Source organism: Kribbella sp. (genome assembly GCF_035655035.1).
Classification (GTDB): domain Bacteria; phylum Actinomycetota; class Actinomycetes; order Propionibacteriales; family Kribbellaceae; genus Kribbella.
The window spans coordinates 1-9,956 of sequence record NZ_DASRVN010000297.1 but is presented as its reverse complement, the minus strand read 5'-3'; the positions used below and the strand labels follow the sequence as shown (position 1 = coordinate 9,956).

Genomic DNA, 9,956 nt, shown 5'->3' with positions numbered 1-9,956 from the left:
GACCAGCAGCTCGTCCTCACGCTCGGCGTACTTCCAGGACCGCTGGTTGCGCCCGATCAGGATCCACGCCCAGACGAAGACCAGGGCGATCACCACCACCGCGAGCACGCCGTACAGCCAGCCAACCGTCAGCCCGAGCGCGAGCAGCGCCGCGATCGCGGCCAGCCCCGCCATGATCGCCGCGTTCAGCCGGCGCAACGTAGCCAGCTTCGGCGAGACCGGCGTCCAACTGACATCCGAGGGTGCGAAGAGGTCATCCACGCCCCCAGCCTGTCACGATAGGGGGTATGAGCACGGAAAGAGTGGTCGGAGTCGGGGCGGGTGCTGCCGGATTCGAGCGGGGTGGCACCGGGGCCGGCTCGGAGTTGGCGACCACGGACATGGTGCTCAACATCGGTCCGCAGCATCCGGCGACGCACGGGGTGCTGCGGTTGCGGCTGACCCTGGACGGTGAGCGGATCGTCGGGTGCGAGCCGATCATCGGCTACATGCACCGCGGCGCCGAGAAGCTCTTCGAGGTCCGCGACTACCGGCAGATCATCGTGCTGGCGAACCGGCACGACTGGCTGTCCGCGTTCGCGAACGAGCTCGGCGTGGTGCTGGCCGTCGAGCGAATGATGAACCTCGAGGTCCCCGAGCGCGCCGTCTGGCTGCGCACCCTGCTGGCCGAGCTGAACCGGGTGCTGAACCACCTGATGTTCCTCGGCTCGTACCCGCTCGAGCTGGGCGCGATCACGCCGGTGTTCTACGCGTTCCGCGAGCGCGAGACCATCCAGGCGGTGATGGAGGAGCTGTCCGGCGGCCGGATGCACTACATGTTCAACCGGATCGGCGGCCTGAAGGAGGACCTGCCGAACGGCTGGCTCGGCCGCGCGAGCGCCGCCTCCGCCGCGGTCCGCAAGCGGCTGCCCGACATCGAGGAGATCATCCTCGGCAACGAAATCTTCCGCGCCCGGACGGTCGGCGTCGGCAAGCTCGCCCCCGAACTGATCGCGCAGTACGGCGTCTCCGGCCCGATCGCCCGTGCCTCCGGGGTGGACGCGGACCTGCGCCGCGACGAGCCCTACCTGGCGTACGGCGACCTGCAGGACGTGCTGCGGGTGGTGACCCGTCCGGAGGGCGACTGCTTCGCGCGGTTCGCCGTACTGCTGGAACAGGTGAAGGTGTCGCTCGACCTGGTCGACGCCTGCCTCGACAAGCTGATGACGCTGCCGGCCGGACCGGTGAACGTCCGGCTGCCGAAGATCCTCAAGGTCCCCGAGGGCCAGACGTACGCGTGGACCGAGAGCCCGCTCGGCATCAACGGGTACTACCTGGTCTCTCGCGGCGACAAGACCCCGTGGCGGCTGAAGCTTCGCTCGGCCAGCTTCAACAACATCTCCGCCCTGCCCGCGCTACTCCCCGGCACCATCATCCCGGACATGATCGCGATCCTGGGCAGCATGTTCTTCGTGGTCGGCGACATCGACAAGTAGGTCGAGCAGCTGGTCCTTCAGGTGCGGGCTGACCGCGAAGACGCCGCGCGACTCGGGCGCGTGGTCGGTGCCGTCGAGGTCGAGGACCGTGACGCCCGCCTCGCGGCAGATCGACACGCCGGCCATCGTGTCCCAGGGCTTGTTCGAGAACATGATCAGCGCGTCGAAGTACCCGTGCGCCGTCCAGGTCAGCGCGGTGGCCGCCGTACCGATCATCCGCAGCCGCTGGACCCGCGGGAACAGCTGCTGGGTGAGCGCGACCCGGGCGGTGTTCGCCTGCTCCGCGTTCGGGCCGACCGCATAGTCGCCCACGGCAACCAATGCCTCGGACAGCTCGGCGCACTCGCTGCCCCGGATCGGCGTCCCGTTGCAGGTCGCGCCCAGTCCCTCGGCCGCGACGTACGTCGTGTTCAGCGCCGGGTGGTCGATCACGCCGGCGACTGCCCGGCCCTCGTGGATCAGGCCCAGCGAGATCGCCCACAGCGGTACGCCGTGGATGAAGTTGACCGTCCCGTCGACCGGGTCCAGCACCCAGCGCGTCCCGTCGGTCGCGCCGCCCTCCTCCTCGCCGAGGACGCCGATGTCCGGCGTCTCGCGTTCGAGGAACGCCCGGACCTCGCGCTCGACGGCGAAGTCCACCTCGGACGCCATGTCCCGGTCGCCCTTGGAGGTCAGCACCCCCGGGGCCATCGACTCGGTGACGGCCCGCCCGCGGGCGACGGCGGCTTCGGCAACCTTCAGCAGTTCGGCGAGATCCACACGGCCGAACCTACAGGGTGCTCAGGAGGCGGCGAGGCCCCGGAGCTTGAGGTCCACCACGGTCGGGGCGTCGGCCTGGGAGTGCTTGTCCCCCGCGGCGACGACGGTCGCGACCTCCTCGTCGATCTTGTCCAGGCGCTGGTCGATCTTGTCCAGCCGGCGCTGCATGAGGTCGACGAACTCCGCGTTCTCGACCACGCGCGCGCTGGTGATCCGCGAGTACTCCTGCGCGACCTGGGCGCGCTCGTCGGAATGGGCCAGCCGCTCGACCAGCAACTGGTGCCGGAACAGGACCGCGCCCGCGACCGCGACCAGCGCGGCGGCGATCGCAGCGGCCCGGAGAATCCAGGCGTTCTGCGAGAACAGCGCGATACTCACACCCAGACAGACAACGATCAGCGATGCGTTGGCAACGGTGAGAACTGTGGTCCTGGTTCGACGGCGGCTACCCCTTGACCCCATGGGTCGCCATGTTAGGCGCTCTCGTCGGGGTCATCGGGAATACGACACGCCCGTTCGAGCAACAATCCGGCCGTGACGACCAGCACCGAGATCACCGCCGCAGCACCGGCCATGATCACTCTGTTACGAGGTCCTGAGGAACCCATCGCCTGCACGAAGCTTAACGCGAACCCTGCGTAAACACCGGTGCACAACGCGCCGACAAAAGCGCTCGCCTTCCCGATCATCAACAGGAACACCGCCCGCGACGGTTCCATCCGTTCCCGGCGTACCTGGATCCGCTGATGGGTGTTGCGGGCGGCGACGAACAGCAGCGCGGCCAGGAACAGCCAGGCGATCAGGGTCAGCAACGACACCGTCGGGGCGACCCCACCGCTGGACTCGACCACCTTCACCAGCGTCAGGCCGATCGCGAGGCCGAGGACGGCGATCGCGACCAGCAGCCGGCGCGACGTCGGCCGCACCGAGCCCTCGGGCGGCTCCTGCTGAGGCGCCCGGCCGGGCTCGGTACCGCCGGACACCACTACTGCAGCTCGATGTCGAGCTTGGTCACACCGTCGGTACCGACCTTGGCGAGCAGCTCCGCCACCGGGCCGTGACCCGGCAGTACGGCGTCCCGCTCGATGTCGAGCCAGGGCGCCAGCACGAACGCGCGCTCGTGCGCCCGCGGATGCGGGATCGTCAGCTCCTCGGTCTCGATGGTCTTCTGCCCGTAGGTGATCAGGTCGATGTCCAGGGTCCGCGGCGCGCCCGGCACGCTGCGCTCGCGGCCGAACGCCTCCTCGACCGCGTGCGCCCGCTCCAGCAGCAGGTCGACGCCGAGCGTGGTGTCGGCGAGCAGCACGATGTTCAGGTACGGACCGGACTCGTCCGGGCCGCCGACAGGCTGGGTCTCGTACACCGGCGAGACCTCGACCACGACGACGTCCGGGGTGTCCCGCAGCGCGTCCACCGCGCCCTGCAGGTTGGCCTCCCGGTCGCCGAGATTGCTGCCGAGCGACAGGATCAGCTGGCGGATCGGCTTGAGGCCTCCGCTCAAGGTGTCCGCGTCGATGACGTGGGGGCTAGGGGTCTCAGTCACGAGGATTCTCCGGCTCTGCGCTGCACGGTCAGGACAACGTCGTCGAACGGCACCGTGATCGGCGCCGAGGGTTTGTGGATGGTCACGGCCGTCGCTGTCACCCGTTCGTCGGCAAGACAGACAGCGGCGATGCGCTGGGCGAGGGTCTCGATCAGGTCCACCGGGTCGGTCTCGATCGCGGTGTGCACCTGCTCGGCGAGCACCCCGTAGTTCACGGTGTCGGCCAGGTCGTCGGAGGCGGCAGCGGGCCGGGTGTCCAGCTCCAGCCGGACGTCCACGACGAACTCCTGCCCGTCGGCCCGCTCGTGGTCGAACACCCCGTGGCGCCCGAACCCGCGGATGCCCCGGATCTCGATCACGTCAGGCGGAAACATGGGACCACTCATTCCGCCTCCTCCGATTGGCCCCCAGACGACAGTACCGGGGAGGCATGGTGGATCCACAACCGCCAGCCGGCGGAAGTTCTGCGGAAAACGTTGGTCGCGAGCGCCTTCCCACCAGCGAACCCCTCCTCCGGCGCACCCTCACCAGAGGACAGGACATTCTCCGTACACGTGACGTATGCCACGTCTTCATCCACCCGCACCTGGACGTCGGTCAGGAAGAACTGGATGTACGGCGTGTTCGCGAAGATCATCGCCCAGGCCCGCATCATCTCGGCGTACCCGGAGATCGCCGCGTTGCCCGGATGGATGCAGACCGGATCCGGATCCGGCAGCCAGACGGCCGCCATCAGATCCAGGTCGCCGGCCTCGAACGCGTTGTAGAAGGCGGTGTTCGCATTCAGTACGGCGTCCTCGACGGTAGCACTGGCAGACTTCTTCGGTGCAGCATCGCCTCCGGTGCCCTGCCGTGGTGCATCCGTCATACCGTTCCCCATCTCTTCGCCACCCGGACCGCGTCCACGTTCGGTGCCACCGCGTGCGCCCGGACACACCAGGCACCCGCGGCGGCGGCCAGGGCGGATACGGCCACGCTCGCGTCGTCTCGTCGTACGGCCGGTCTGGGTTCACCGGTCTGCTCGTCGGCGAGCAGCCTACCGAGGAACGTCTTCCGGGACGCACCGATCAGCAACGGTCTTTCCAGTACGGCGAATTCCCGCAACCGGCGAAGAATCTCCCAGTTGTGCTCCGCGTTCTTCGCGAACCCGAGCCCGGGGTCGAGCGCGACCCGGTTCAGGTCGATGCCGGCCGCGCTCAGCACCTCGAGGCGCTCGGCGAGCTCGGCGATCACCTCCGCAACCACGTCGGCGTACTGCGCCTTGTTCTGCATGTCGAGCGAGTGCCCGCGCCAATGCATGCACAGGTACGGCGCGCCGCGGTCGGCGATCAGCGGGAGCATGTCCGGATCGGCCAGGCCGCCGGACACGTCGTTGATCATCGTGGCGCCGGCGTCCAGCACCAGCTCCGCGACCGGGGCCCGCATGGTGTCGACCGAGATGATCGCGCCCTCCGCGGCGAGCGCCTCGACGACCGGGATCACCCGGCGGAGCTCCTCCTCCTGCGACGGCCGCACGGCCCGCGGGCGGGTCGACTCACCGCCGACGTCGAGCAGGTCGGCGCCCTCGGCCAGCAACTCCCGGCCGTGCTTGATCGCGGCGGCCGGCTCGAACCACTCGCCACCGTCGGAGAACGAGTCCGGTGTCACGTTCACCACGCCCATGACCAGGCACCGGTCCAGCACCGGCAACCCGTCGACGTGACCCCACGGCTCAGTTCTCACCCACACACCGTAGTAGCCCGCACCCCCAAGGCCTACAGAGAGGTCAGTTGGCGAGGATCAGCCGGGACTTGGTGGACTGCAGGACCACGCCGATCGGCTGCGAGTACGACTCGTTCGTCTGGCCGTACTTCTCCAGGCACTGGCCGTCGATCAGGGCCGCCCCGCTGGTGATGCCCTGCGCGTAGTTGCCGGTCATGTTGGCGCCGCCGGAGTCGCCCGCCTCGACGCACGCGGTGTGCTGGAACAGGCCCCGGACCACCCGGTTGTTGCCGTAGTTGACGGTCACGTTCCGGGCGACGATCCGGCCGCAGGTCCAGCCGGTGCTCTTCCCGGACTTGCACAGCGTCGAGCCGATGGTGGCGTCCGCGATCCCCTTGACCGCGACGTTGCCGTTGCCCCAGCCCTCGACGTACCCCTGCTGGTCCCAGCCCTCGATCACGCCGACCGAGCCGAAGTCGCTGCCCGGGAAGATCGAGGTGTAGGTGTTGCCGAGGATGTACCCGTTCCGCGAGAACGACGGCTTGCCGGACGTGCAGTGCCCGGCGGTCAGGAAGATCCGGGCGCCCTGGCGGGTCTGGGCGTTGAAGCCGAGCGAGCAGACGTACCCGGTGTTCTTGTCGACCTGGACGCCGCCGCGCAGGCTGAAGTCGTCCGCGGTGGTCCGGATCGTGCCGGCGACCCGGCGGACCGTCACCTGGTCGCCGTTCGCCTCCGCGCGGGACAGGAACCGGTCGGTGATCGAGTCGTGCGCGTTCTTCGGCACCGACACGACGACGGTCCCGGTGATCGGGTCGACGTACCAGGACCGCACCTTGCCGGCGCTGGACGTGGTGGCGACGTGGTTCAGCTCGTCCTGTACGGCGTTCAGCTGGCGGGCCGTGTACTTGACCAGCCGCGGGATCGCGCCGATCTGGCGGACCAGCTCGGCGGTCGACAGGTTCGAAACCGCGACGACCAGCTCGCCGGCGTCGTCGTAGTAGCTGCCCACGACCCCCGAGTCCGAGCCGAGCTCCGCCTCCAGCGTCTCCGCGACCAGTGGGTCGACGGTGAGATTCGCGGGCTTCGCGGTCTTGACCCGCGTGTCCGCGGTGGCCCAGTTCGCCGCCGCCAGCCCGGTGGCCGTCAGGGCGACGACCCCGGCGAGTGCGGCGCCGATCCGGAAACGCCCCGACATCCTGTCCTCCTCACACCGGCACCTGGTCCCCGTTGGCCAAGCACCACTACGGAAAGTAAACGCTCAGCGACAGAATGTCCATAGTCCCGCACTCTCAAACTTCAACGACCGCAGGGGGTCACGGGCTACGGGGGGGTCACCCGACGATCAGGCTCATCGCTTCCGCGCGGGTGCTGGGGTTGCGGAGCTGGCCGCGGACGGCGGAGGTGATGGTCTTGGCGCCCGGTTTCCGGACGCCGCGCATCGTCATGCACAGGTGCTCGCACTCGATCACGACGATCACGCCGCGCGGCTTGAGGATCTCCACCAGCGACTCGGCGATCTGGGTGGTCAGCCGCTCCTGGACCTGCGGGCGTTTCGCGTACACGTCGACCAGCCGGGCGAGCTTCGACAGCCCGGTGACCCGCCCGTCCCGGCTCGGGATGTACCCGACGTGCGCGACCCCCGTGAACGGCACCAGATGGTGCTCGCACAGGCTCCACACCTCGATGTCCTTCACCAGCACCATCTCGTCGTGCTCGAGCGCGAACGTGGTGGTCAGCACGTCCTCGGCGCCCTGCCCGAGCCCGGCGGTGATCTCGGCGTACGACCGGGCCACCCGCGCCGGGGTGTCCCGCAGCCCCTCCCGGTCCGGGTCCTCGCCGATCGCGAACAACAGCTCGCGGACCGCCCGCTCGGCGCGCGCATGGTCGAACTTCGGTGACGTCACCCTGGAACGCTACCTGCCGGGCACACGAAAACGCCGCCACCCGATCCGGGTGGCGGCGTTCGCGACGACGCTTACTGGTGGCTCGGCGGGGTCGGGCCGCTGCCGTAGTCCGGCGGGCGGATCGCCTCGTCCGGGCCGACCGAACCGCCCGGCAGCACGTCGGACAGCGAGCCCTCGTGGCCGTTCTGCCCGTTCTGCTCCGCGGGGGTCGGGACCGGCATCACCGGCGGCTGGTCGGACGGCACCCGGGTGGAAGAGCCGGTCCAGGCCGGCCGCCGCTCGCGCATGATCACCGGCTCGAAGATCCGGGCGATCTGGTGCTTGTCCAGGGTCTCCTTCTCCAGCAGCTCCTCGACCAGGTGGTCCAGGACCGACCGGTTCTCGACCAGGATGTCGAAGGCCTCCTGGTGCGCGTTCAGGATCAGCTTGCCGACCTCCTCGTCGACCGCCGCGGCGACCTCCTCGGAGTAGTTCCGCTGGCTGCCGAAGTCGCGGCCGAGGAACGGCTCGCTGCCGTCCTGACCGAACTTGATCGCGCCCAGCCGCTCGGTCATCCCGTACTGCGTGACCATCGCGCGGGCCAGCCCGCTGGCCTTCTCGATGTCGTTGCTGGCACCCGTGGTCGGGTCGTGGAAGACCATCTCCTCGGCCGCCCGGCCGCCGAGCATGTAGGCCAGCTTGTCCAGCATCTCGGAGCGGGTGGTGGAGTACTTGTCCTCGTCCGGCATCACCATCGTGTAGCCGAGCGCGCGGCCGCGCGGCAGGATCGTGACCTTCTGCACCGGGTCGGAGTGCGGCAGCGCCGCGGCGACCAGGGCGTGACCGCCCTCGTGGTACGCGGTGAGCACCTTCTCCTTGTCCGACATCAGCCGGGTCCGGCGCTGCGGACCGGCGATCACGCGGTCGATGGCCTCGTCCAGAGCGCGGTTGTCGATCAGCTGCGCGTTCGACCGGGCGGTCAGCAGGGCCGCCTCGTTCAGCACGTTGGCCAGGTCGGCACCGGTCATGCCCGGCGTCCGGCGGGCGACCGCGGTGAGGTCGACGTCCTGCGCCATCGGCTTGCCCCGGGCGTGCACCTTGAGGATCTGCGTCCGGCCCGGCAGGTCCGGCGCGTCGACGGCGATCTGCCGGTCGAACCGACCCGGCCGCAGCAGCGCCGGGTCCAGCACGTCCGGCCGGTTGGTGGCTGCGATCAGGATCACACCGCCACGGACGTCGAAGCCGTCCATCTCGACCAGCAGCTGGTTCAGCGTCTGCTCGCGCTCGTCGTGGCCGCCGCCGAGACCCGCGCCACGGTGCCGGCCGACGGCGTCGATCTCGTCGATGAACACGATCGCCGGGGCGTTCGTCTTGGCCTGCTCGAACAGGTCCCGGACCCGGGAGGCACCGACACCGACGAACATCTCGACGAAGTCCGAACCGGAGATCGAGTAGAACGGCACCCCGGCCTCACCGGCGACCGCACGAGCCAGCAGCGTCTTGCCGGTACCGGGCTGGCCGTAGAGCAGCACGCCCTTCGGGATCTTCGCCCCGACCGCCTGGAACTTGCCGGGCTCCTGCAGGAACTCCTTGATCTCGCCGAGCTCCTCGATCGCCTCGTCGACACCGGCGACGTCGGAGAACGTGGTCTTCGGGGTGTCCTTGGTGACCAGCTTCGCCTTCGACTTGGCGAAGCTCATCACTCGCGAGCCGCCGCCCTGCATCGAGTTCATCAGGAAGATGAACACCACCGCGATCAGCAGGAACGGGATCAGCGTGGAGAACACCTGGCCGATGAAGCTCGGCTTCGGGTTCTCAACGTCGTACTTCTCGATCTTGCCGTCCTGGTACAGGCTCTGGATGTCGCTGCCCAGGCTCTGGCCCTGGCCGTCGACGTAGTGCGCCTGGATCTTGGTGCCGTCGGTCTTCTCGACCTGGATCTCTTCGTCCGGGTTGTTCAGCGTCACGGACTTGATCGTCTTGTCGCTCGACGACTTCGCCTGCTGGATCAGCTGGACGACCTGGCCGGTGGACTCGGTCTTGTACCCGGACGAGCCGGTCAGGAGCTGCCCGATCACCAGTACGCCCAGGAAGGCGACGACGATCCAGAACAGGGGTCCGCGGAAGATGCGCTTCACGTCCATGATCGGGGCCGAGGCCCCGTCCCTCCTAGCTCGGCAGGCCCGGGTATGCGGGCTTGTGACGGTAACACCAGTCCAAGTGTCTCGTGTCGCACAAGACAACACACCACGAGGGTCACGAAAGGACGGGTGCGACCCGTTGTACAGGCTGCCGCCAAGTCTGCCCGGTAGCGGGGCTCAGGAGTAGACGTGCGGCGCCAGTGTCGCGACGCAGCGCAGGTTCCGGTACTTCTCCGCGTAGTCGAGCCCGTACCCGACGACGAACTCGTCCGGCAGGTCGAATCCGACGTACTTCACCGGGACCGCCATCTTTGCGGCCGCGTCCGGCTTCCGGAACGCGGTGCAGATCTCCACCGAGGCCGGGCCGCGGGACTGCAGGTTGCTGACCAGCCAGGTGAGCGTCAGGCCGGTGTCGATGATGTCCTCGACGATCAGCACGTGCCGGCCGCTGATG

At 68.9% G+C, this 9,956-nt stretch carries 12 protein-coding genes and 1 pseudogene; 1 reads left to right on the top strand and 12 read right to left on the bottom strand.

The window, feature by feature from the left end; translation table 11 throughout:
* Window positions 1–261, bottom strand: a pseudogene (locus VFF46_RS17250) (hypothetical protein); the annotation flags it as partial.
* Between the two features lie 26 nt (window positions 262–287).
* Between VFF46_RS17250 and VFF46_RS17245 the strand changes: the two are divergent.
* Window positions 288–1,475, top strand: a complete 1,188-nt coding sequence (locus VFF46_RS17245; RefSeq protein ID WP_325038149.1) for an NADH-quinone oxidoreductase subunit D — start codon at window positions 288–290, stop codon at window positions 1,473–1,475.
* Here VFF46_RS17245 and VFF46_RS17240 read toward each other — a convergent pair.
* From VFF46_RS17240 to VFF46_RS17190, 11 genes are all read right to left on the bottom strand, one after another.
* On the bottom strand, window positions 1,395–2,234 hold the full coding sequence (locus tag VFF46_RS17240) for an inositol monophosphatase family protein (protein WP_325038148.1): 840 nt from the start codon (window positions 2,232–2,234) through the stop codon (window positions 1,395–1,397). The genes VFF46_RS17245 and VFF46_RS17240 overlap by 81 nt on opposite strands.
* 21 nt (window positions 2,235–2,255) lie before the next feature.
* On the bottom strand, window positions 2,256–2,612 hold the full coding sequence (locus VFF46_RS17235; protein WP_325038147.1) for a hypothetical protein: 357 nt from the start codon (window positions 2,610–2,612) through the stop codon (window positions 2,256–2,258).
* Window positions 2,613–2,707: 95 nt separating this feature from the next.
* Window positions 2,708–3,217 (bottom strand): DUF3180 domain-containing protein, encoded by a 510-nt coding sequence (locus tag VFF46_RS17230; RefSeq protein ID WP_325038146.1) that lies wholly within the window; start codon window positions 3,215–3,217, stop codon window positions 2,708–2,710.
* Between the two features lie 2 nt (window positions 3,218–3,219).
* Window positions 3,220–3,777, bottom strand: a complete 558-nt coding sequence (gene folK / locus VFF46_RS17225) for a 2-amino-4-hydroxy-6-hydroxymethyldihydropteridine diphosphokinase (protein ID WP_325038145.1) — start codon at window positions 3,775–3,777, stop codon at window positions 3,220–3,222.
* Complete coding sequence (gene folB / locus VFF46_RS17220; protein WP_325038144.1) at window positions 3,774–4,163, bottom strand: dihydroneopterin aldolase; 390 nt, start codon at window positions 4,161–4,163, stop codon at window positions 3,774–3,776. Before folB ends, folK begins: the two co-directional genes overlap by 4 nt.
* Entirely contained in the window at window positions 4,160–4,645 is a 486-nt protein-coding gene (locus VFF46_RS17215; protein ID WP_325038143.1) for a nuclear transport factor 2 family protein, read from the bottom strand. Before VFF46_RS17215 ends, folB begins: the two co-directional genes overlap by 4 nt.
* On the bottom strand, window positions 4,642–5,439 hold the full coding sequence (gene folP, locus VFF46_RS17210) for a dihydropteroate synthase (RefSeq protein WP_325038150.1): 798 nt from the start codon (window positions 5,437–5,439) through the stop codon (window positions 4,642–4,644). The genes VFF46_RS17215 and folP overlap by 4 nt, the downstream gene beginning before the upstream one ends.
* 103 nt (window positions 5,440–5,542) lie before the next feature.
* Complete coding sequence (locus VFF46_RS17205) at window positions 5,543–6,673, bottom strand: S1 family peptidase (RefSeq protein WP_325038142.1); 1,131 nt, start codon at window positions 6,671–6,673, stop codon at window positions 5,543–5,545.
* Between the two features lie 136 nt (window positions 6,674–6,809).
* Window positions 6,810–7,382 (bottom strand): GTP cyclohydrolase I FolE, encoded by a 573-nt coding sequence (gene folE, locus VFF46_RS17200; RefSeq protein ID WP_325038141.1) that lies wholly within the window; start codon window positions 7,380–7,382, stop codon window positions 6,810–6,812.
* 71 nt (window positions 7,383–7,453) lie between these two features.
* Window positions 7,454–9,505, bottom strand: coding sequence for an ATP-dependent zinc metalloprotease FtsH (gene ftsH, locus VFF46_RS17195; RefSeq protein ID WP_325038140.1), 2,052 nt, complete (start codon window positions 9,503–9,505; stop codon window positions 7,454–7,456).
* Window positions 9,506–9,679: 174 nt separating this feature from the next.
* A partial coding sequence (locus VFF46_RS17190) for a phosphoribosyltransferase (protein ID WP_325038139.1) occupies window positions 9,680–9,956 on the bottom strand: 277 nt, incomplete at its 5' end.